Source organism: Nitrosomonas aestuarii, assembly GCF_003046585.1.
GTDB lineage: Bacteria > Pseudomonadota > Gammaproteobacteria > Burkholderiales > Nitrosomonadaceae > Nitrosomonas > Nitrosomonas aestuarii.
Genome location: NZ_QAAE01000024.1, coordinates 17,769 through 42,190, shown reverse-complemented (window position 1 = coordinate 42,190; position 24,422 = coordinate 17,769). Strand labels below are relative to the sequence as shown.

At 44.2% G+C, this 24,422-nt stretch carries 20 protein-coding genes; 5 read left to right on the top strand and 15 right to left on the bottom strand.

Annotation, left to right across the window (positions count from 1 at the left end; translation table 11 throughout):
* Positions 1-207: hypothetical protein (locus tag C8R11_RS16555; protein WP_219908616.1), on the top strand; the 207-nt coding region annotated here is incomplete at its 5' end.
* Here the strand turns inward: C8R11_RS16555 and C8R11_RS14480 are convergent.
* The 6 genes from C8R11_RS14480 to C8R11_RS14455 form a co-directional block, all read right to left on the bottom strand.
* Positions 204-968 (bottom strand): hypothetical protein, encoded by a 765-nt coding sequence (locus C8R11_RS14480; RefSeq protein ID WP_107796316.1) that lies wholly within the window; start codon positions 966-968, stop codon positions 204-206. The genes C8R11_RS16555 and C8R11_RS14480 overlap by 4 nt on opposite strands.
* A gap of 362 nt (positions 969-1,330) precedes the next feature.
* Positions 1,331-2,332, bottom strand: a complete 1,002-nt coding sequence (locus tag C8R11_RS14475) for a PstS family phosphate ABC transporter substrate-binding protein (protein WP_090700480.1) — start codon at positions 2,330-2,332, stop codon at positions 1,331-1,333.
* 357 nt (positions 2,333-2,689) lie between these two features.
* The gene (gene glmM / locus C8R11_RS14470; RefSeq protein ID WP_090700570.1) at positions 2,690-4,048 is read right to left on the bottom strand and encodes a phosphoglucosamine mutase; all 1,359 of its coding nucleotides are present in this window, start codon (positions 4,046-4,048) and stop codon (positions 2,690-2,692) included.
* A gap of 87 nt (positions 4,049-4,135) precedes the next feature.
* Positions 4,136-4,954, bottom strand: coding sequence for a dihydropteroate synthase (gene folP, locus C8R11_RS14465; protein WP_090700481.1), 819 nt, complete (start codon positions 4,952-4,954; stop codon positions 4,136-4,138).
* Between the two features lie 101 nt (positions 4,955-5,055).
* Positions 5,056-6,975, bottom strand: a complete 1,920-nt coding sequence (gene ftsH / locus C8R11_RS14460) for an ATP-dependent zinc metalloprotease FtsH (protein ID WP_280142075.1) — start codon at positions 6,973-6,975, stop codon at positions 5,056-5,058.
* Between the two features lie 190 nt (positions 6,976-7,165).
* Positions 7,166-7,783 (bottom strand): RlmE family RNA methyltransferase, encoded by a 618-nt coding sequence (locus C8R11_RS14455; RefSeq protein ID WP_090700484.1) that lies wholly within the window; start codon positions 7,781-7,783, stop codon positions 7,166-7,168.
* Positions 7,784-7,816: 33 nt separating this feature from the next.
* Here C8R11_RS14455 and C8R11_RS14450 point away from each other — a divergent pair, with 33 nt between their 5' ends.
* Complete coding sequence (locus tag C8R11_RS14450; RefSeq protein WP_090700486.1) at positions 7,817-8,164, top strand: YhbY family RNA-binding protein; 348 nt, start codon at positions 7,817-7,819, stop codon at positions 8,162-8,164.
* A 14-nt stretch (positions 8,165-8,178) separates the two neighbouring features.
* Here C8R11_RS14450 and greA read toward each other — a convergent pair whose 3' ends face one another.
* The 3 genes from greA to carA form a co-directional block, all read right to left on the bottom strand.
* A complete protein-coding gene (gene greA / locus C8R11_RS14445; protein ID WP_090700488.1) occupies positions 8,179-8,655 on the bottom strand; it encodes a transcription elongation factor GreA in 477 nt (158 codons plus the stop codon).
* 76 nt (positions 8,656-8,731) lie between these two features.
* Positions 8,732-11,929, bottom strand: a complete 3,198-nt coding sequence (gene carB / locus C8R11_RS14440; RefSeq protein WP_107796315.1) for a carbamoyl-phosphate synthase large subunit — start codon at positions 11,927-11,929, stop codon at positions 8,732-8,734.
* A gap of 49 nt (positions 11,930-11,978) precedes the next feature.
* Positions 11,979-13,121, bottom strand: coding sequence for a glutamine-hydrolyzing carbamoyl-phosphate synthase small subunit (carA, locus tag C8R11_RS14435; RefSeq protein ID WP_107796314.1), 1,143 nt, complete (start codon positions 13,119-13,121; stop codon positions 11,979-11,981).
* 151 nt (positions 13,122-13,272) lie between these two features.
* Between carA and C8R11_RS14430 the strand changes: the two genes are divergently transcribed.
* Positions 13,273-14,037, top strand: a complete 765-nt coding sequence (locus C8R11_RS14430) for a Mut7-C RNAse domain-containing protein (protein WP_107796313.1) — start codon at positions 13,273-13,275, stop codon at positions 14,035-14,037.
* Positions 14,038-14,105: 68 nt separating this feature from the next.
* On the opposite strand, the gene C8R11_RS14425 is transcribed toward C8R11_RS14430, so the two are convergent.
* From C8R11_RS14425 to speB, 5 genes are all read right to left on the bottom strand, one after another.
* Complete coding sequence (locus C8R11_RS14425; protein WP_107796312.1) at positions 14,106-15,479, bottom strand: ammonium transporter family protein; 1,374 nt, start codon at positions 15,477-15,479, stop codon at positions 14,106-14,108.
* Between the two features lie 424 nt (positions 15,480-15,903).
* Complete coding sequence (locus C8R11_RS16300) at positions 15,904-16,062, bottom strand: hypothetical protein (RefSeq protein WP_170841655.1); 159 nt, start codon at positions 16,060-16,062, stop codon at positions 15,904-15,906.
* A gap of 260 nt (positions 16,063-16,322) precedes the next feature.
* A complete protein-coding gene (locus tag C8R11_RS14420; protein WP_107796311.1) occupies positions 16,323-17,303 on the bottom strand; it encodes an endonuclease/exonuclease/phosphatase family protein in 981 nt (326 codons plus the stop codon).
* 628 nt (positions 17,304-17,931) lie between these two features.
* Positions 17,932-19,884: a biosynthetic arginine decarboxylase gene (gene speA, locus C8R11_RS14415; protein WP_107796310.1), complete on the bottom strand. Its 1,953-nt coding sequence runs from the start codon at positions 19,882-19,884 to the stop codon at positions 17,932-17,934.
* Positions 19,881-20,834, bottom strand: coding sequence for an agmatinase (speB, locus tag C8R11_RS14410; protein ID WP_107796309.1), 954 nt, complete (start codon positions 20,832-20,834; stop codon positions 19,881-19,883). Before speB ends, speA begins: the two co-directional genes overlap by 4 nt.
* Positions 20,835-21,202: 368 nt before the next feature.
* On the opposite strand from speB, the gene C8R11_RS14405 reads away from it, so the two are divergent.
* Positions 21,203-22,303 (top strand): lytic transglycosylase domain-containing protein, encoded by a 1,101-nt coding sequence (locus C8R11_RS14405; protein WP_107796308.1) that lies wholly within the window; start codon positions 21,203-21,205, stop codon positions 22,301-22,303.
* A gap of 67 nt (positions 22,304-22,370) precedes the next feature.
* Here C8R11_RS14405 and C8R11_RS14400 read toward each other — a convergent pair whose 3' ends face one another.
* Entirely contained in the window at positions 22,371-23,279 is a 909-nt protein-coding gene (locus C8R11_RS14400) for an SDR family oxidoreductase (protein ID WP_107796319.1), read from the bottom strand.
* A gap of 52 nt (positions 23,280-23,331) precedes the next feature.
* On the opposite strand from C8R11_RS14400, the gene C8R11_RS14395 reads away from it, so the two are divergent.
* Positions 23,332-24,366, top strand: a complete 1,035-nt coding sequence (locus tag C8R11_RS14395; protein WP_107796307.1) for a CDP-6-deoxy-delta-3,4-glucoseen reductase — start codon at positions 23,332-23,334, stop codon at positions 24,364-24,366.
* The last annotated feature ends 56 nt before the right edge of the window (positions 24,367-24,422 follow it).

The window sequence follows — 24,422 nt, the reverse complement described above, 5'->3', positions numbered from 1 at the left end:
ACGCGCTATCCTCTCAACTCCCCGCGCAAACTCTGTGCATTCAAGTACAAAGCAAGATTTGCAGCACCTCTCTTCTTCTTTACTTCCGCTCGGCAAGACTACTCAGTCAACTCTTCACTGTCAAGCAGTTTTATCTACTCCAATCAATCTTACACGGCAGTAAAAAGGGCAGCACGTATTTACATGCGCGATCTAATGAACAGTTAAGATTTACTTTCGTCGCCGACTTTTTTGCGACGCATAAAATAAAATGCGGCACCTCCTGCAGCGATAACTAGCAAACCAATCTCCATCATACCGAATCCTCCACCATGTCCAGCATGCCCCCCACCACTACCACCTACTACAAATGGCACACGCCCCGCTACAACGATATCACCACCATCATTTTTTCTTTCCAACAATATTTCGTAACTCCCTTTTTGTAAATCCGCTGAAACCACAACGATTCCCGAACTATGCGCCGCATACGGCATATACACGATATCATTCGCGCTCGGATCGCCCTCTGCCTTACTCTCGTGTCCCTCATGGTCGTGCATATCATGATCACTGTGCCCCCCTTCACCTTCAGCCGCTTCACTGGCTACCGACTGAGTGTTATCAGCTTCTTTATTATGTTTCTTATGATCACTATGACCACCATGGCCTTTATGTCCAGCTGCAACTAAACGCACAGCCAAAGGTATCTCGCGAGAATCCCAGTCAGGTAATTCTACAGTTAACTGTACTTTGCCAGGTGTTGGTATATTTGAACAGAATGAATGCATAGGCGGTATATCTCCTTTCGGTACTTCATAACCACTGAATGTGATTGGAAATTCACCCCCCTTTATTTCGCATCCACCCGCATCATGATGCCCTTCATGAGCAAGCATTAACTGTGCATATACCGGCAGCGCCATAAACAAAACCAGAATAGCTCCCCCGAATTTCATTGCCCATCCACACCCAGATACTTCCTTCATATTCTCTCCAATTTTTGTCTGTAAACGATTATTTTTTTGTATATGCTCAGCAATCCTGCTCGAACAATTCGACATCGAATTGTATAACAAATAATTCAGAATATTAAACCAATTAAATGGATGCAACTTGTGTGTACCCACGGTTTACTGACTGGATAACACTGTGCACCGACCTTACAGTTAATATACAACCCTTTTATTCAGACCCTCAAACGCTGCATTTTTTCATAAGGAATCACAAAAAAAACCGATTGATTTAGCAAAACTTGCGATAGCTTTTCTAAATCGATCGGCAGTATTACTCTTAGAAACACATCCGTAAATTGATATTTCTTAATACCTGAAAAATACGAATCCGTTAACTACATGCGTGCATTGTGCTTCATCACTTCCTCTATATTGACTCCAACTTCTGATTCACCGCTAAATACTGTACCCACTTTTTTCTTTTTCATGTTCATGAGATTATTATCGTAAATTTTGGGTGACAACGGGAAATATTTTACCTCAGCAACCAGTTCCGCGGCGTTTTCCATAAAGAATTTTACAAAATCCTGAACTTCAGATTTGCCAGTAGATTGCGCATTCACATATATAAAAACCGGCCTGGATAAGGGTTGATAACTGCCATTTTCTACTGTTTCCGCAGATGGAATAACACCACCACTTCCACTATCGATAGCAACTGCTTTAATTTTATTTTTATTCTCAATGTAATAGGCAAATCCAAAAAAACCAAGTGCATACTTATCACTCGCAACACCTTGCACTAGAACATTATCATCCTCTGAAGCAGTAAAATCACCTCGGCTGGATTTTGCCCTGCCGACAATTGCCTCAGTAAAATATTCAAACGTTCCAGAATCAGCACCAGCACCATAAAGTTTTATTTTTTTATCAGGCCAATCAGAATTAATTTGACGCCAATTATTAATTTCACCCTGTGCTCCCGGCTCCCAAATTTGCTTCAATTCATCAATTTTCATAGTTTCACTCCAATTATTTCTTGGATTGATTGCTACTGTTAAAGCATCGAATGCGATAGGCATTTCTATATATTGCACACCTGTTTTTTTACATACCTGCATTTCCAGCTCAGTGATCGCCCGAGACGCGTTGACAATATCCAGTTCACCTCTACAGAACTTCTTGAAACCGCCACCCGTTCCAGAAATACCCACTGTGACACGCACCGAACCACGCTTTGCAATTTGAAAATCTTCCGCCACCGCTTCTATGATAGGATATACTGTGCTAGAGCCATCAATTCTGACGATGGGGTTAGCACTAACATTTGTATTTAAACAAAAGAAGCATACGGCAATTACAACCACAAACACTTTCAAACGTAATAAACTCAACATTCACGCACTCCAAATTAGAGATTTTTAGAGAAATTATATAAATATTCTTATTATACCGGGTCGAATTGTATGACAACATTGTTACAATTTCGTGACAGGTAAGTCAAACAGGTTACGGCAGAGCGTCATTGAGACAGAAAAGATAACATCTAGCGACAAAACTGAAATAAGCAGATTTTAAGCGACCGTAAATCTATCCGAAAACAAAACACATAATGTGTCACGTGAAAAGCCGAGTTCAGGCGTAATAAACGCGCGTTTGTACTTTTACTAATACCTCGAAGGCAACGCAGAAAAATTTTCTATATTTTTCTGTTAACAGGTAATCGCAAATAATCCACAAAATCAGTCTATAGCTTATTTACAAATATTCCGGATCACACCTGAAATTTGTTCGGCCCAAAAATTAACTTTTTTATCAGACTCACCTTCCACCATGACGCGTATTAATGGTTCAGTACCGGAAGCACGCAATAAAATACGTCCTTGTGTACTCAAATCGGATTCAGCATTTTTAACAACTGTCCTGACTTCACTATGATTCGCAAAATCGAATGGTTGCAAAATTTTCACATTCACCAGCCGCGACGGATAAAGCGCAATGTCTTGCAATGACTCAGCCAAAGTGAGTTGCATATCACAAAGAGCATGTAATACCTGCAAAGCTGAAATAATCCCATCACCGGTGGTATGTTTATCCATACAAATAATATGCCCGGAGCTCTCCCCACCTAAATACCAATTATTCTCCCGCAGAAGTTCCATTACATAGCGATCACCCACTTTAGCGCGCTGAAACGGAATACCCATACCTTCAAATCCATTTTCAATCGCCATATTGGTCATTAACGTACCAACAACGCCGCCTTGCATAAAACCGGCCTGTTGACGATGCCTGGCAATAAGATAAATTAACTGGTCGCCATCATACAGCGTACCTTTTTCATCAACCATTGCAACACGGTCACCATCTCCATCCAACGCAATACCCAAATCGGCCTGGTGTAATTTAACTGCTTCTTGCAATGTCGAGCAATGTGTTGCTCCACAGTCAAGATTAATATTCAATCCATTTGGTTCGTTGCCTATAGTTACCACATCAGCACCGAGTTCATGAAATACGTGACCAGCAATGTGATAAGCGGCTCCGTTCGCGCAGTCGACTACGATTCGCAAACCCCGCAAATCCAGATGATAAGGAAAAGTGCTTTTACAAAACTCAATATAGCGTCCGCTAGCATCTCTCAACCGCTGTACTTTACCCAATTGCGAGGAAGGCATCGTTACAATTGGGACATTAATCCCGGCTTCAATCTGGCGCTCTATTTCATCTGGCAGCTTGGTTCCATCAGCAGAAAAAAATTTGACACCATTATCTTCAAACAGATTATGTGAAGCTGAGATAACAATCCCTGCTTGCAGTCTAAGCGCACGGATCAAATATGCAATTGCAGATGTTGGCATCGGACCCGACAAAAGCACATCAACTCCTGCTGCAGATAAACCAGCTTGCAGTGCAGATTCCAGCATATATCCTGATACGCGGGTATCTTTTCCAATTAACACTACAGGACGTTCACCTTCCATAAGGTGCCAGTCCTTAGCCGCCAACACCTTGCCAGCAGAATAACCTAAACTCAAAATACGATTCGGGGTGATCGGATCCTCCCCGACACGTCCTCTTATACCATCAGTTCCAAAAAATTTCTTAGTCAATGATTTACAGTTTAAAGTGTAAGTTAATAAATACTGCTCTTTCTTGTATACTGCTATAGAAATATTATAATTCAGCAAATATTGATTCTAACTATTTTCCTGCATAGCAGTGAAAATAGATAATGCATCTTTAGTTGCTTTTACATCATGAACACGTACGATTCTTGCACCATTAATCACCGCAAGTAAAGCTGCAGCGACGCTTTCATGGATACGTTGATCTACGGCGTTACCTGTCATGGCACCTAACATTGATTTTCTTGATAACCCAGCCAGAATAGGTACATTTAATTGTGTAAAACATTTCAATTTATTCAACAATGCAAGATTATGCTGCAATGTTTTGCCAAAGCCAAAACCTGGATCGATAATCAGGCGATGTTTTAAAATACCCGCCGCAACCGACACTTGAATGCGATCTTGCAAAAAATCGTAAACATCCTGCACGGTATTTATATATTGAGGATTTTTTTGCATATTAGCAGGACTGCCTTGCATATGCATTAAACATACAAACACACGATCATTTTCTGCTACTGTTTCCAATGCTTTGCAAGCACGCAATGCGTTGACATCATTAATCATATCAACGCCTGCATCAATTGCTTGTCGCATAACTTCCGCTTTGGAAGTATCTACTGAAATAAGGACATCCTTATTTGCAAATGCCTCTACAACCGGTATCACACGCTTCAATTCTTCGTCAATGCTGACTGGCGAACTGCCCGGACGAGTTGATTCACCCCCGATATCCAGAATATCAGCACCCGCCTCAACTAGCTTTTTTGCATAAGCTACAGCATCGCTTGTCGAGGAAAACATCCCACCGTCTGAAAAAGAGTCTGGCGTTACATTGACTATCCCCATCACAAGCGGTCGTCTGGAAGTATGAATTTGATGCCGCATTAACAGAGTAATTAAAAGATGTCGGAATAAAAAACGGGATACGTTTATTAATCGTATCCCGTCCTGGCGACTTAGTCGAGAATTAATTGAAGCAAAAGTTCCTATTCTGTACTTTCTTTTGCAACTCCTTGCGGTGGAATATCTGTTTCATCTGTTTCTTCTTCCGCAGAAGGTGCTTCTTCAGTTGCTTTTTCCACCGTAGATTGCGGTGCCTTGGGCGGGCGCGGAGGGCGTCCTTCCATGATATCTTTAATCTGTTCGCTGTCTATGGTTTCATATTCCAGCAAAGCTTGCGTCATGGCTTCGATCTTATCTTTATTTTCCTCAATCAATTTACGCGCTAATGCATATTGCTCATCAACGATACGGCGTATCTCAGCATCAACCTTTTGCATTGTCGCCTCACTCATGTTCTTATGAGTGGTTACAGATCGGCCAAGAAAAACCTCACCTTCATTTTCACCGTAAACCATTGGACCAAGCGAGTCAGTCATCCCCCACTGGGTAACCATCTGCCGAGCTAATTCAGTCGCACGTTCAAAGTCATTTGATGCACCTGTTGTCATTTGATGCATAAAAACTTCCTCAGCGATACGACCTCCAAACATAACCGCCAGTCTTTGTAGAATCTCTTCTTTTTCCATACTAAAGCGATCTTCAGTCGGCAACTGCATTGTGACACCCAATGCACGTCCTCTTGGAATAATAGTCACCTTATGAACTGGGTCGGTTTTAGGTAACAGATACGCCACTACTGCATGCCCTGATTCGTGATAAGCCGTATTCTTGCGTTCATTCTCAGGCATAACCATTGACTTTCTTTCGGCCCCCATAAATATCTTATCTTTGGCACTTTCAAAGTCGTCCATATCCACTAGCCGCTTATTTTTACGTGCCGCAAACAAGGCTGCTTCGTTAACCAGATTAGCCAAATCCGCACCTGACATACCCGGCGTTCCACGCGCCAGAACACCAGCTTTGACATCAGGTGCTAACGGTACTTTGCGCATATGAACATTAAGAATCTGTTCACGCCCACGAATATCAGGTAACGGTACAGTTACTTGTCGATCAAAACGCCCAGGGCGAAGGAGTGCCGGATCAAGAACATCAGGGCGGTTAGTTGCCGCAATCACAATAACACCCATCGCACCTTCAAAACCATCCATTTCGACGAGCAATTGATTGAGCGTCTGTTCACGTTCATCATTACCGCCACCCAGGCCTGCGCCACGTTGACGTCCAACCGCATCAATCTCATCAATAAAGATGATGCACGGTGCATGTTTTTTGGCCTGCTCAAACATATCGCGCACTCTTGATGCACCAACACCGACAAACATTTCCACAAAATCAGAACCAGAAATACTGAAGAAAGGCACTCCAGCCTCACCAGCAATGGCGCGCGCCAAAAGTGTTTTACCTGTTCCGGGACTGCCCACCATCAAGACACCACGCGGTATGCGGCCTCCCAGTTTTTGGAATTTGGTAGGGTCACGCAAAAATTCTACGAGCTCGGAAACTTCTTCCTTTGCTTCCTCACAACCAGCGACATCATTAAAAGTCACTGGGTTCTGAGATTTATCGAGCATACGTGCTTTGCTTTTACCAAAAGAGAATGCACCGCCATTACGGCCACCTCCTTGCATTTGACGCATGAAGAATATCCATACCGCGATGAGCAACAACATTGGAAACCATGAAATGAAAATGCTCATTAACATGGAGGGTTCTTCCTCTGGTTTTGCTTCAATAACAACGCCTGATTTAAGCAAATCACTTACCAGCCATGGATCCGACGGAGCATATGTAGTAAAACGTGCGCCATCCGTATTTGTACCTCTCAATGTACGGCCATCAATGACCACCTTTGCTATACGGCCTCGGTTTAATTCGGAAATAAATTGTGAGTATTCAATCGGCACCTGTGCTTGTTGTCGCACACTGAATTGGTTAAATACCGTCATCAAAATGAGTGCAATTACAAGCCAAATGGCCATATTTTTAATCAGATTATTCAAAATAGCTCCTTGGTTTGCACCTGTAGAAATATTATCTTTTTACGCCAACTCGCTTTAAATTTCAACTCTCGAGTAAAACAAAAAAAAACAACGCAATATAATTAGAACAACTATAATATAAGTTTGGCTTGTGTTATCAACTACTTATATATTAATTTATCAGGTATTTAATTATTAGAATTCAGTATTTTTAGTTTCTTTCAAGCCCTAACAAATACACTTCACTACTACGGTCACGAGAAGCCTTTGGTTTTCGTACCAAGACTTTCTTAAATCCGCCCCGCATCTCATATAAAAACTGATCAAACCCACTTCCTTGAAAAGCTTTGACCAAAAAACTGCCGCCGTAGTTCAGTTTCTCCATCGCGAAGCTTAATGCCAGTTCTGCCAAATATATGCTGCGCGCCTGATCGCTCACGCCTATACCACTTATGTTAGGCGCCATATCTGAAATAACCACATCAGGACAATGCCCCGCCAACTCACGATCCAGCATCATAATAGCACTTTCTTCTCGAAAATCACCTTTAATAAAGGTTACGCCCGGCAATGGTTGCATATCAAGAATATCAAATGCAACAACTTTACCCTTCTCGCCTACTTTAAAGAGGGCAACTTGAGACCAACTGCCCGGCGCAGCACCCAAGTCTACAACAACCATACCTGCTTTTAGTATATGATCGCGTTCATTAATTTCAAGTAATTTATATGCAGCACGTGAACGATAATTTTCTTTTTTTGCCTGTTTTACAAAAAAATCGCTCACATGTTCTTTCATCCATGGATTACTGGTTTTAGTTCGCGCCATCAAGTAGAATAGATATTTTGATAAGTAAAATTTATGTTGACGCTTAGTGTTACACAACGCCGCCGATTTTCTGCACAGGGACATGCGCTCAATCCAGTAGTAATCATTGGAAAAGCGGGATTAACTAACAACGTCTTGTGCGAACTGGATAGAGGACTACTTAGTCACGAATTAATTAAGATTAAAGTGCAAGTGGACGACCGCAATGCCAGAGAATCAATGCTCGAAGATATTTGCCAACGACTCAATGCAGCATCAATTCAGCATATCGGTAAAACTTTTGTAATTTATCGCCCCAGACCGGAAGAAATCAATCAAAAAAAATCAACTAAAAAACAAAAGCGCGAGCCACGTCGCACCAAACGCAGCTATCAAAACTGACACATCTATAACATTCAAATATACTTAACACTCAATATCTCGTATTCCCGAACACCACCCGGTGCTTGCACTTCTGCAATATCGCCTTCATATTTACCAATTAAAGCGCGCGCAGTCGGAGAACTAATCGAAATTTTTCCATTCTTGATATTAGCCTCATCATCACCCACAATCTGATACGTGACCGATTCGCCATTTTGTAGATCTTCTAACGCTACAGTTGCACCAAAAACACAAGCACCATCAGCATTAATAAGCGCCGGATTAATGATTTGCGCAATTGATAATTTGCTTTCCAACTCAGCAATACGTCCTTCAATAAAACCTTGCTTCTCCTTGGCTGCATCATATTCAGCATTTTCCGAAAGATCGCCGTGAGAGCGTGCTTCAGCTATTGCTGCGATGACCGCAGGACGATGCACCGTTTTCATTTCATGCAGTTCATTTCGAAGCGCTTCTGCGCCAGTCACAGTTAAAGGAATTGTACCCATTATTGCTATTTATCCCTGTTGTCCTAAAATTTTTTAATTCACACTATTCAATCAGAAATTACTCTTCTCATTAAAGTCATGAATGCAGTTTTTGCAGATTATACGCTTTTAATTCCTGTATATTGATCATACCAACGCATGCAGCGCGCGCACCAGCCAAAGTCGTGTAGTAGGTCACTCTCGCTTGCAGCGCTGCATGACGAATCGAATAAGAATCACGTATCGCGCTGCGTTTATTTTTAACAGTATTAATGATCAAGCTGATTTCACCATTTTTAATCATGTCCACAATATGTGGACGCCCTTCTGCTACCTTATTGACAATAACCACCTGCAAACCTGCTCCAACTAGTGTTGCTGCTGTTCCTCTTGTAGCATAAAGCGTAAACCCAAGCTTCGCAAGATCGTGTGCGATTTCGATTGCATGAAATTTATCCGATTGACGCACACTAATGAAAGCTCTGCCTGATTTTGGCAAACGGATATCTGATGCCAGTTGAGATTTAACAAATGCTTCTGCGAAAGTACTGCCCATGCCCATGACTTCACCCGTAGATTTCATTTCCGGTCCCAATATCGTATCTACACCTGGCAGCTTAATAAAAGGGAAAACAGCCTCTTTTACCGAAAAAAATGAAGGTACAATTTCACGCGTAACATTCTGTTGAATAAGTGTTTTTCCGACCATGCAACGCGCAGATATCTTTGCTAACTGCAAACCCGTCGCTTTGGATACAAATGGTACCGTCCGAGATGCTCGCGGATTGACTTCCAAAACATAAACTGTGCCATCTTGTATAGCAAATTGTACATTCATCAAACCCACCACATGTAACGCACGCGCCATGGCCGCAGTCTGGCGACGCAATTCTCCCTGCATTTCCGGCGACAAACTGAAAGGAGGTAAAGAACAGGCTGAATCGCCCGAATGAACACCTGCCTGTTCAATATGCTCCATGATGCCGCCAATTAATACAGTTTCACCATCATGTATAGCATCAATATCGACCTCCGCTGCATTGGTCAGAAAACGATCAAGCAAAACAGGCGAATCGTTGGATACCTTGACGGCTTCGCGCATATACCGCTCCAAGTCGCCTTGCTCGTGCACTATTTCCATTGCACGACCTCCTAACACATAACTAGGCCGAACTACTAACGGGTAGCCAATTTCTTCAGCAGCAACCAGAGCCGCTTCAGCATTACGTGCAGTACGATTAGGCGGTTGCTTTAATCCCAAGACCTGCAGCATTTTCTGAAAACGCTCGCGATCTTCCGCACAATCAATCATATCAGGACTGGTACCGATAATCGGCACGCCATTAGCCTCTAGATCACGCGCCAGTTTAAGCGGTGTTTGTCCACCGTACTGCACGATTACACCTTCCGGCTTTTCTACTGCAACGATCTCCAGCACATCCTCCAGTGTCAACGGCTCAAAATATAACCGATCCGAAGTATCATAGTCGGTTGAAACCGTTTCGGGGTTGCAGTTGACCATAATCGTTTCATACCCATCTTCCCGCAGCGCCAAGGCGGCATGCACGCAACAATAATCAAACTCAATACCCTGACCGATACGATTAGGACCGCCACCCAGCACCATGATTTTCTTATTGTTCGTCGACTGCGCCTCGCACTCTTCTTCATAAGTGGAATACATATATGCCGTACTTGTGGCAAATTCGGCAGCGCAGGTATCGACACGCTTATAAACCGGTCGCAGATTAAACCGGTGACGATAAATACGCACCGCGGTTTGGTCTGTTTTCAGAAGCTTTGCCAGCCTACGATCAGAAAATCCATTGCGCTTAAATCTGCGTAATGTTTGTTCATCCAGTGTTTCCAGTCTTTTTTTAGACAGCAACTGCTCCTGCTTGACCAAGTCTTCGATTTGCACCAGAAACCAAGGGTCAATGTGCGTGAGCTGAAAAATTTCCTCATGCGTCATACCACAGCGAAAAGCATCAGCAACATACCAGATGCGATTCGAGCCGGGATTGGCCAACTCGGATTGAATCTTTTCCAGGTTATCCGTTATTTCGTCCAGACCATCAACACCTGTTTCCAATCCCCGCAAAGCTTTTTGCAGCGACTCCTGGAAGGTTCTGCCGATTGCCATCACTTCACCGACCGATTTCATTTGTGTCGTCAGGCGATCATTGGTCTGCGGAAATTTCTCAAAGGCAAAACGCGGCACCTTGGTGACGACATAATCGATTGCCGGCTCGAATGATGCCGGCGTAACGCCGCCGGTAATATCATTACCAAGCTCATTCAAGGTATAGCCCACTGCAAGCTTGGCTGCAATTTTCGCAATAGGAAAACCGGTTGCTTTTGAAGCCAAGGCTGACGAACGGGATACGCGCGGATTCATTTCTATGACCAACATGCGTCCGTCTTCCGGGTTAATGGCAAACTGTACATTTGAGCCGCCTGTTTCAACCCCGATCTCACGCAGCACTGCAATGGAAGCATCGCGCATAAGTTGATACTCCTTATCAGTCAACGTTTGCGCTGGTGCGACGGTAATTGAATCACCCGTGTGAATACCCATGGGATCCAGATTCTCGATGGAACAGATAATGATACAGTTATCCTGTTTATCACGAACCACTTCCATCTCAAATTCTTTCCAACCTATAACAGATTCTTCAATCAGCAATTCTCTGGTCGGTGAAGCATCCAATCCACGTTCACAGATATCGACAAATTCTTCACGGTTATAGGCAATCCCCCCACCACTGCCTCCCATTGTAAAAGAAGGGCGGATAATAACCGGATAACCCACCATCGCCTGCACTTGCATTGCTTCTTCCATACTGTGCGCCATAGCCGAACGTGCTGAGTTAAGTCCAATATGCGACATCGCCTGTTTAAATTTTTCCCGATCTTCTGCTTTATCGATCGCCTCACGTGAAGCGCCAATCAATTCAACCTGATATTTATCGAGAACACCATGTTTGACCAGATCGAGTGCACAGTTGAGCGCCGTCTGCCCACCCATGGTCGGCAACAACGCGTCCGGGCGTTCCAGCTCTATGATTTTTTCCAGCATCCTCCACGTTATTGGCTCAATATAGGTTGCGTCGGCCATTTCTGGATCGGTCATGATGGTGGCCGGATTAGAATTTACCAATATGATGCGATAGCCTTCCTCACGCAAGGCCTTACAGGCCTGCACCCCAGAATAATCGAATTCGCACGCCTGGCCAATAATAATTGGTCCAGCACCTATGATGAGAATGGATTGAATGTCGACACGTTTAGGCATTGTCAGATGAGAATTTTTGTTTGATTTTTATAAGAATTATTAATTTGCTTTAATTTTTAGAGCTTTGCATTATTTCAATAAAGCGGTCAAATAGATAGTCAGCTTCATGTGGTCCGGGACTCGCCTCAGGATGACCCTGAAAACAGAATGCTGGCTTGTCAAGCAACTCAAATCCCTGCAGACTGCCGTCAAAGAGCGAAACATGTGTAATACGAATATTACTGGGCAAAGTATCCATGTCCACAGCAAAGCCATGGTTCTGACTTGTAATAAAAACTTTTTCACGTTTAACATCCTGCACCGGGTGATTGGCGCCATGATGCCCGAATTTCATTTTGACGGTTTTCGCGCCACTTGCCAGTGCAAGCAACTGATGGCCCAGGCAAATCCCGAATATTGGAATATTTTTATCCAGTAATGCGCGCGTTGCAGTAATTGCATAACTACAGGGCTCCGGGTCTCCCGGTCCGTTTGATAAGAAGACCCCATCCGGTTGCAGTGCCATTACTTCTTCAGCGGATGTCTGCGCTGGCACTACAGTTATTTTGCAGCCACGTTGCGCCAATTTACGCAGAATATTGCGTTTTATCCCAAAATCAAATGCGATCACATGAAAACATATGTTCGCCTGCACTTTATAACCTGACTCCAGTGACCATTCACCCTCATCCCAGGTGTATGGTTTTCGGCAAGAAACAACTCTGGCCAAGTCCATGCCAGCCAAACCCGGATAAGAACGCGCATGCTCGATTGCTTCGTGCTCATCAATCCTTCCGGCCATAATACAGCCTGACTGCGCACCTTTTTCACGTAATATTCGTGTAAGCTTGCGTGTATCAATTTCGGCGATAGCCACCACTTGCTGGTCTGCAAGAAAACCGGCCAAAGACTGCGTTTTACGCCAATTGCTTGCCGTCAATGGCAAATCACGAATCACTAGTCCAGCCGCATAAACTTTGTCAATATTTCCGGATTCAAAATCTTGTAAATTGATGCCCGTATTGCCAATATGCGGGTAAGTCAGTGTGATAATCTGCTGGCAGTAAGATGGATCGGTTAATATTTCTTGATAACCGGTCATCGCAGTGTTAAAAGCAACTTCGCCCGTCGTAACGCCGTCAAAACCTATAGAAACGCCATAAAAAACAGTTCCATCTGCGAGTGCGAGAATGGCATGCGGGCGTTGTGACACAAGAACTCCTTGGATTTTGACTCGATTAGGAAATCGGGCAGAAAATACTGATTTGCCCTGCTTTTGAAAGACGAATTATACGTGAAATAGTTTTGAGTTTCTATGCAAATACATCATATATATGATCTCAGTCCGATGTAATACTTGCGCTATGAAGCAAGCACGCCTGCATTTTTATGCGGAACTTAAAGATTTTATCGCGCCAAATGGACAAAACAAGACCATCGTTCATAACTTTAAACATCGAACTTCTATAAAGGATATCATTGAATCTTACAATGTTCCACATCCCGAAATAGATTTGATAATCGTCAACGGTGTTTCAGTCGACTTCAATTATATTGTCCAAAATGGTGATGATATCCATGTGCACCCAGCAAACGCATCAATCAAACAAATCAACATCGCACCGCTACGCCACCTCTCTCCACAAGTATCAGGTGAACCAAGATTTGTCGTGGACGTCAATTTGGGCAGATTAGCTCGCTATCTCAGACTACTTGGCTTTGACAGCCTTTACTGTAATAATTTCGATGACAAAGCGATAGCGGAAATCTCCAGCATCACCCAGCGTATTGTCCTCACCCGGGACCGAAAGTTATTGCATCGAAAAATAATTAATCATGGATACTTTGTTCGCGTTGAAACCCCCAAAATTCAAGTCAGGGAAGTACTGGCCAGATTCAATATGTACAGTTTTTTCAAGCCATTGACACGTTGCACTTTTTGCAATGGAAAACTGAAGCAAACCGAGAAGCAAAACATCGCACAACGCTTAAAACCACTGACAAAAAAGCATTATGAAAAATTCTTGGTTTGCTCCGATTGCAACCATATTTACTGGCAAGGTAGCCATAGCATCCGTGTTGCACGTTTAATCAGAGAGTTTTCCAAAACCGACAGTCCGCTTTCATGAACCACCCCTCTATCTCTTGACGGCCTGGATAGATAAGATTGAAGGGTAGTTTCATCAGCAGAGCACGTTTAAGATTCTGGTTTTGGCCGGAGTGTCTCAACCGACTGCGCATCTTTAATTTCTTTTTCTAATGATTCGATTTGAGTTTCCAATCCCGTGACTACCCCTCTCATCTCAAGCGATTTGTCTTCAGACTGCATGGTAAGTAAAGCGATTTTCTTTTCCAAAGACTCAATACGTGCCTGCATTTGTCCAGACGCCTGTTCACTTTCTGGCCCCGCCATGTGGGTAAACTCGACACTATCCTCATAAGGTTCGCGTGTCGTACCGGTAATTTTAATAATGATACCAGCCACAAGCCCGCCCACAACTGCAATGCAAAGTGTAATGCCAATACCAGTTAATTGTGCCGTAGCAACTCCAGGCACAACCAGCAACGCACTGAATCCGCCCAGTAGTCCGGGCATACCATGTAAGTTATGGACACCACAGGTATCGAGAAGCTTAAATTTGCTTTCGAGCTTAGGCAGCAAAAAAACATATCCCAGTACAGAGATCGCGCCTGCCAGCAACCCGATACCAAATGCACCTGTCGGCGATACAATATCGCATACCGATCCAATGCCGACTCCACCCGCGAGCGCAGCATTCGCCATGTCAACCATCGACGTTTTGCCGCCGTTCAACTTATAACTCAGAAAGTAAGTTGCAATCGTTGCACCTGACAGCGCCAGCAAAGTATTCGCGACTGTCTGCGGCATGTCCTCGAGTGGCGCAAGTGCTGTCGCAAAGCTTGGCCAGAAAAGCCATAGCACCATGGAACCCAGCATCGCAAAACGATCCGAAGTATGATCTGACTCAATCGGTTTGGTGCGCTGATATTCTGTAGTTAACACAATCGACATGGCCAAACCGAAATAAGCGCCAAATGCATGAATCACAACTGACCCGGCGGTATCCTGAAAACCAGGTGTCAAACCAAGCGCGTCATCCAATACAATCCATTCATTAAGCAAATAAAGCGGTACCAGTAACAACGCCAGCAACGCATATTGAAATACACGCAAACGACCAAGCACCGCTCCCATGGCGATTAATGCTGTTGCCACCGACAATTCAGCAAACAATATTGCATCCAGCGTATGCGGATCTAAATGGTGTCCAAAAATGCCATTGGCGCGCAATAAAATATACAATGGCAACCCGACAGCAACAACCAGGTATGTGCCTGTCACAGCACCAAAACCATATCGGCGCACAAAAACCATCAAAAAGCCAAAACCAATCAACAACATCGCCAAAATATGGATAATGTAGTTATATTGCGCGACCGTACGCGCTTCACTCATGACTGGCGCAGCCTCTGCGCTTACCCAACTGCTAAAAACCAGGAGAAACAAACTCACTGCCCATAGCAGCATCAAGCTAAAGCCTTTTTTCATATGATTCTTCCTTATGTAAATTAATCTTTTTCGGTTATTCAGTGGAATATTCCGCACAGGGGAAAGCGTTTATCGCCTGCTCGCAGGTTACCCCCAGCAGAGTTTGAACCCTAATTACCATAAATTCAATAGGGTTTTGCAAATAACCTGTATTGGCGCAATTGGAGAATATCAGAAAACAGAGAGAATCAGAGTCGAATTAGATTTCGATAAATACACAGAACGCCAGTGATAAGCGCAGCAAGATGATACAAGAAGAAAAAGAGGAGGCGGGTGCTAACAGTTAGATTGCGCATATGCTGCAAAACGCAATCTAACCTTTTTTATGTCTATCACACTATTATCCTAAACAAACAACTCGATGAAATCAGTCTTGGTCAGGAAATAACCCTCGACCGCGATCAAAAGGAAGCCGTCATAAGAGTCAAAACATTTCCGTGAGCTCACGTTGGATTTCAGTTTCATCAAAATAATCCAATTCATCTTCGACAAACTCCATTTCATCGATTATTTTAACAACGCGGCTTTCAGCGAACAGTTCATCAACATCTTCAGCTTCGTCAAAAGAAAATTCCATATTCATCGCTGGATTCCTCCATTAAAGTTAGCGGGAAGTCATATTAAACAACATGCAGCGTAACAGTAAAAGCAAAGACAGTTAGTGATTTATCCCACAATTCCTTGTTTATAAGAAAACAAACGCGCAAACAACTCTCAGCGTAAGATTAATTCATATGACATTATTATTCTTCGATAGATCCTGATAGAATCAATTCGACCGGATTCTGCGGCGAGTCTCTGTTTTAGAACTCTGCGCACTGTACCACCTGCGCTACAAAACATTTATGGCACTGCTATTGACACAAAAACACCCGCGTGATCGGAAACACCTGACTGACTTCCATCAACAAGATCATTAAATACCACACGACTCGTAATAATATTTTTTATCTCTTTAACAAAAATATAATCTATACGCCTGGCGGAGTCACCCGCATCCAAAGTTGAAACGCCAACTGTACAATGTTCGTCAGCTATCGCTGTGTTTGAACACAACCTCTCCAAAGATCTGCCTTCAGCATAGGCGTCAGTAAAACCGGCATTGATAATTTTGTTATAAAAGATACCTTCCGCAAAGGGATTATCTCGAAAACGGTCGATATTAAAATCTCCGCCCACAACAACAGGATTTGTTTGAGGGTAAAATGTTTCTGCTTCATCAACAAATAACAATAATGCTTCTAGCTGGGCATTCTGTTCATCGGCACTGCATTTTGCACACAGATGCGTGTTATAGACGTTGAGCTTTCCAAATTCAGGGATATTTAAGCGAATCATCATCGCGTTTCTTGGCAGCTTGATATCGTGCCCTTTAAACTCAAACTCAGAGGCCTTCGGCAAACGCTTAACCATTTTATAATCAATTTCGCAGCGGGTTAAAACCGCATTAGCCACCGCCAGGAGTCCCGGCAAACCCGTTTCAAACGCTGTTTGTAAGTCATAGCCATGTCCACGATCACGCAGTTTTTCCTGAAGATCAAAAGCACTGTTGGTTGTACCCACCAATACACCACCAGCAACTTCCTGGAGAAGAATTACGTCTACCGGAACATCTGATACAAATTGTGCAATCGTGTCCAACCGACGATCGCGCGTTTCGGTTTCAGAAAATAACAGATTGATGGATAAAAAATTGAGATGTCCGCGATCCGCTACGTCATTACAGTGAATAGGCTGGATAACCTCACCACTACCAGTATGTATTCCCGAACAACCAGACAAGACCAAAACATTCAGAGTTACGATGAAGAATAAACGTTTCACACTTTACCTCCCTGTTGGTGCAGCTGAAAGTTACACAACTATATAATCGCCAGGTTAATTACATCTCTAAATCGCATTTTCCAAGCAGTATCAAATACAGGCATCAGTTTATCGCAATGAATTCATTATGAAAACTGCTGTTATCATGGACTGATGGTGCGTCACCAGTTTTTTCCTATACATTTGTTCTTGCCGAACCATAATTATTAAAACGGCCATCATACATATAACCCGTGATGGTGACCTGCAGGTTAACGATCACTCAGGCAATAATATTTACGAACGCCAAGTTCTTCAAGCAGAGGGCGTTGAACTTTAACTTGCTCCCTCCACTTAACGAAGCACTCTAACTTCTGAAGACAAAAAAGTTTGCGGCCTAATCTTTGACATAAGCAGAAAAGAAGAATCACAAGAAAGTTATGTTCTTCTCGACAAACTTCATTTCCCAAGGATACAACTCCATTTGTTATTTCTGCTAGCTTGAATATGCCACACTATAAGAGGCGAGCAATAGAGTATGGAACCGTTGAATCGACAAACCCGTACAGAAGAAATCATCCAACTTGCCATAGGCGCCACATCATCCAATTCATGACATGTTAGACCACTACAACAAATGAACACACAACTACAACGGATCACCGGCACAAATATCACAATAAGTGGTATCTTCCAGATGCCGAGTATAGTTATTAAGAATCCGTGTACCCTCCGTTGGCTTAATGCATCCCGCATTGATCTGCCGACGGATAAATTCCGACATACGCCGATCCAGATCATTGGGAAAGTATTGCACTTGGCTCAGCATTTCCTTAACACTGATTCCCTTCAGTAACTCTTCTATCCAGAAGCCCTCCTTTTCTTCTGCTCTCGCATAAATATGCACTTCATCCACTCGCCCGAACAGATTGTGCGCATCGCCCAAAATCTCCTGATAGGCCCCGACAAGAAATACACCTAGATAGTAAGGTTCATCTTGACGAAAATCATGCAAGGGCAAACAGTCAACAGTACCAGCCGAAGATACATATTGACTGATTTTACCGTCTGAATCACAAGTCAGATCCACCACTTGTCCGCGCCGCTCAGGTTTTTCATGCAGTCGGTGCAACGGCATCACTGGAAACACCTGTCCGATAGCCCAGTGATCGATAATCGAATGAAAAACCGAAAAATCCCCCAGATATAGATCCGTGAGCTGTTTTTCCAGCTCCAGTTGCTCGGCCGGCACCGGATTTAGTTCAGCCGCTGCCAGCTTGTGCAGCACCTCGCGGCAAACACTCCAGTAAAATCTATCCGATTGCGCCATGTTTTCAACTGAGAGGTATCCCAATCGTGCCAGCTGTTCGGTTTCCCGACGGATTTCCTGGGCATCGTGATAGCATTCCAGCAATATGCCACTTTTCTCCGCCGACAACACATTGTTGTACACCGCTTTCATGCGTAACACCACAGTGTGCAATTCAAGCGGCAAGTCCGTTGCAGGTGGGCTATCCGGTCTGTGCACCCCCAGAACGGGAACTACCAACATGGAATGGTGCGCGGTTAGTGCGCGACCACTTTCTGACAAAAGATCAGGCATAGGTACCTGCCGTTCATCACAGACTTCCTTGACTGTATATACCACCACATTGGCATATTCACGCAATCCATAATTGATGGAGCAATCCGGGTTATTGTAATCAGCACCATAATTTACGCCAAGTCCGCCACCGACATCCAGATATCTAATCTGCAACCCCCGCAATACCAGATCTGCATAAATCTGCGTAATTTCCTTGACCGCACTGCGCAGCACTTGAATATCGGAAAGCTGGCTCCCCAGATGAAAGTGCAGCAACTCAAGCTGTCCGGTTATTTCGCGATTTTCCAATGTCCGCACCAACTTTACCAGTTCTGGAATCGTCAGCCCGAACTTGGAACTGGCTCCACCGGACTCAAACCAACGCCCCGAACCCCTTGTATTCAGTTTCACCCGCACGCCCATCCGCGGTTTGATCTGACGTGCATCAATAAGGGACATGAGTTGATCAAATTCTGAATATTTTTCTATAATCGGCACCACCTGCTGGCCAAGCTGCTGGGCATTCAACATCAGGTTCAGCATCGTGGCATCCTTCACCCCATTGCAAAGCAGCAGTGTCTCATCACCAACCAGCGGCAGCGCGGCCAGCAATTCTGCTTTGGAACCACATTCCAATCCAATGTTGAATTCCTGTCCAGCCTCAAGAACTTCCGCAACCACTTCATGTAGCTGATTAACTTTAATTGGAAAAATGCTGCGATAGGTCCCTTCGTATCCGCATTCTCGAATCGCATCCTGAAACTTCAGATTCAGGCGCCGCACACGGGAACTGATAACATCCTGAAAACGAATCAGCATGGGCAGCGAGGCGCCTTCAGCACGCGCAGCACGAATCACTTTCATCACATCTATATGCAGCGTCTGTCCCTCTATGGGACAAACTGAAACATGACCTTGCCTGTTCACCGCATAAAACCCATCCGCCCAACTTTCCATGGCATATAGTGCTTGCGAATCGGCACAGCTCCATTCATGTTTTATTGTGCTATCATTCATCGCGGGTTTCTTCTCCCCCTGTGACTCTCGGCAAAAAGGCACAGCAACTCAATAGCAATCTGCGCCGCTGCCAGCGCGGTGACTTCAGCATGATCATAGGCGGGAGCGACTTCAACAACATCCATACCTACCAGATGAATACCCGAGAGCTCTCTTATAATACTCAGCGCCTGGAAGGTTGACAGCCCACCCGGCACCGGAGTACCCGTACCGGGTGCAAAAGCCGGATCCAGACAGTCGATATCAAAAGTGAAGTAAACTGGTGAATTTCCCACCCGCTCGCGTATCTGCCTGGCTATATCGCGACTGGACGACTGGTGCACATCCGCCGCAGAAACAATTTGGAAACCCAGCGTATCCTCATTGATGGTGCGGATACCGATCTGTATGGAAGATGCAGGATTTACAATCCCTTCCAGCGCTGCACAGTGAAACATGGTACCGTGATTGACAGTATTGCCGGAGGAAGGCCATGTGTCGGTATGGGCATCAAAATGAATCAGGCTGATAGGACCATATACGGCAGCATGCGCCTTCAAGCTGGGGAAAGTAACAAAATGATCTCCTCCAAGCATCAAAGTCGCAGCGCCAGAATTGATAATTTTGGCGATATGCGTTTCGATATGCGATACGCTCAGTAAGTCACCATCTACAGGCTCACAGTCTCCATAATCGATCACGCGCAACGCAGCCATCGGGTCCGTGCGCCATGGCCACGGGCGTTCCCAGGCCAGCGACAGCGATGCATTTCGAATGGCACGCGGCCCTAATCGCGCACCGGGTCGGTTAGTAGTAGCGACATCGAGCGGCACCCCGGTCACCGCCACATCGACATCTGTCAATTTGTTCTGATAAGGTACGCGAAAAAAACTGGCCGCTCCCCCGAAACTCAGCGTATGCGACATACCCTGTCCCGGCGCACCTCGAAACCCGCTATCCCAACTATCCATAAATATCCTTGTAGAATAATGATACTATTAACTGTCGCATGGTAATTACCTGCTTAACGTGTCACCTTATCCTCGAAGCTTTCAACCGTAAGCATACATTTCTTTACTTTTGCTGTGCAACACGCGCGAAAACTTTGCCTATGATTTTACAAATAACAAATGTACCGTCTAGCATTCAAAATTTACCACATTCAGCTCTTATTACAGTCATGTTGATAATAAACCTACCAGGTAAGGCCAGAGAGGAATTCATGTAAAAACAATCGAGGCCGTTGCAGGACAATTTCCAGACATGAAAATGCTATTCTGCACAAAAATACATGATAAATAAAACAAACGAATAATTCATTTGTCCAGACTATTATTCAATGCATAAAACAGCGCATATCGGCAATACAAAACCCAAGGCCGCATCCAACAAACGTAAACGAAAGGCGGCAACACGCGCAGGCTACAACCTGCCTCTCAAACGACAGAAAAAAGACCAGTCGAGCGCTTTCAAACGAAAGCTATTGATGGCAAGTCTGGAAATTCTTTGCCTAGGTATTACCGCAATTCTCATCATCATGATACTGCTTGGTTATTCCGCAAACCGACTTACAGGTACCAGTTTTTTTAGCAATCTGCTGCCATTCGCGGTCGGCGTACTGGCATTGATCGTAGCTGCCTGCATTTTTATTATCGGTTGGTGGAAATTGCGAAAATGGTTGCAACTTCATTCGGAATTATGGACACCGATGTTATCTATTGTGTTGGCTTTGCTACTTGCCTCGTCTGTCACCCATGATCAATTTGCTCAGGCTTATGGAAATTTCCGCACGTTGGTTGGCGGCAAGAAAGAAGCAGGCCGTGTAACACTTGCGCATCAGGTCTACGCGGCTTATCGCAGGCACAATTTAACGCAACTACAAAAAATGATTGGACGGGCACAGGCCTATCAGCAGGCCATTGAGGACGCATCCAAAGCTTTCGGTGTTGATGTTCAGCTTTTACAAGGCATTGCTGCAGCAGAATCGTCTTTCATACCGCGAAACAGCCATGATGGTGGACGCGGATTATTCCAGATCACCCACCCCCCAAAAACAGCCGTCGACCAAACTTTTAAGCAGTTGAACACCGACAGACTTTCACTGAATAATCCTCGACATAACGCCTTCATAGCTGCCGCCACATTCAAGCACTATCTGTCCGAAATGAAAGGCGATCCTTTTCTGGGCCTATTAGCTTATAACATTGGTCCCGCTAACGGCGGCTTACGTTTCATCATGCAGCAATATGGCGCTACCGACTTCATAACCGTTCAACCCTATCTGCAGACGCTGCCGCGTGATTATCCGATCCGAGTACTATCGTATGCTCTCGCATTCCGCCTCTGGCAAAAAGAAGGTAAATTGCTCGCTTATGAAAAAGACAACAACGCTATCCATATACAGCGCATCGGCATCCCGGGACTGCATACTGAGTTGTAATGCGAATAATTGAACATATGACAGGGTGTATTTTCAATTCTAAGAACGCCGCTACTGTTTCTCTCCCTTATAATAGTTTACTATCCAAGGACATTGCCGCCTCCTTAACCCCCTCCACAACAGTCGGGTAACGTAACTTTACAAATAATTCTTTTTTCATACGAACATTGCTGATCCGTCTGGATTCATTCATAAAAGACAGCATTCCAGGCGAAAGACTGCCTGCTGCCTGATCACGCCGAATTCGCGGTGGGCGTGACAAATTGAAATGGTCGGCTACCAGGTCGAAATAATCACCCATCTTTATTTGCGTATCATCCGTAGTGTTATAGACTCTTCCAGGTTTTCCGTACTGTATTACAGCGCAAATAATTTGTGCCAAATCGGTTGCGTGAATATGGTTGGTAAAGCCATCTTCCGATTCCATAAATGCTGGCAAGCCATCTTGAATGCGCTTTAATGGTAAACGGTCAGTGGCATAAATACCGGGCACACGCAAGATTGAAACCGATATATGGTTGCGAATACCCCATTTGCATATTTGTTTTTCGGCATCAACCCGACGTTTGGCGCGATCGTTGCATGGGTTCAATGGGCGCGTTTCGTCTATCAACGCACCTTCGCAATCGCCATAAACACCGCTGGTACTGATATAGATAAACCGTTGTGGTAAAATGCCCTGCTTGCCTTTTGTCTGTTTAGACAGTGCAGCGAGCAGATGCGCAGTGCGTAAATCCTGGGTACCTTGATTAGGTGGCGGGGCCAAATGAATGATAATTTGTGCAATGCCAGTCAGTTTATCGAGACTGGACGGACAATCAAGATCACCTTGAATCGGCGTCACGCCGAGAACGCGAAATTGCTGAGTATTGCTCGAATTGCGAAACAAACCAAAAATTCGATATTTTGTCCGTAAAAGCCGCACAGTACGTAAAGCAATGTCACCACAACCTACGATGAGCAATGTTTTTTTCATATAAACGTTTTTTCTTCCCATTCAATTATTTTTTTAGTTCTTCAGCAACCTCATGTCGCATCAAATCATTATAAAACCGAGCGGGCATGTTATAAACAACGCCGCACCGGATGAAACTATTTTACAATCAACTCTTCAAGCGGGCTTTTCTTTGCCATATGGTTGCCGCAATGGTTCCTGCGGCATCTGTAAAGGTAAAATTCTATCCGGCACAGTCAACTATGGCCGCTACACTGATGAAACGCTTACCGAAGAAGAGAAACAGGCAGGCCTAGCATTATTTTGCTGCGCTTCTCCATTGTCAGATCTGGTCATTGAATGTCATGAAATCAGTGCAATCAAAGATATTGAAATCAAAACATTGCCTGCTCGTGTTGAGAAACTTGAACGCGTCGCTCCGGATGTAATGATTATTTCCCTGAAGCTGCCGACGAATCAGCGATTACAATTTCTTGCCGGGCAGTATATCGACATTCTGCTCAAAGATGGCAAACGACGCAGCTTTTCCCTGGCAAACGCGCCTCATGATGATGAAGTTCTGCAGTTACATGCACGCAACTATCCAGGCGGTGTATTTGCTGAGCATGTATTTACCAAAATGAAAGTGAAAGACATTCTCCGTTTTGAGGGACCACTGGGATCATTCTTTCTACGTGACACGCCGGAGGAGATTCCAATCATTTTCTTAGCCAGCGGAACTGGTTTTGCGCCGATTAAAAGTATACTTGAGCATGTGTTTTATCATAAAAATAACAGGTACAACATGACGCTTTATTGGGGTGTACGCACCAAAGCGGATCTATATTTAGGCGACTTAGCCAAGCAATGGCAACAACTCCATGACAATTTCACTTTTATCCCAGTATTATCTGATGCATTGCCTGAAGATAACTGGAAAGGTAGAGAAGGTTTCGTACATGAAGCCGTCCTAAACGATTTCTGTACACTTAAAAATCACCAAGTCTATGCTTGTGGCTCTCCTGTAATGGTGAAAGCCGCCTATCAGGATTTTACCGCTCTGCGTAATCTTCCGAAAGACGGCTTTTTTTCCGATGTTTTTACACCTTCAACAAGCAACAACCAATAGTGAAATTACCAGAAAATTGCTTAGAATCCGTTACTAGAACAATATAAATTGACAAG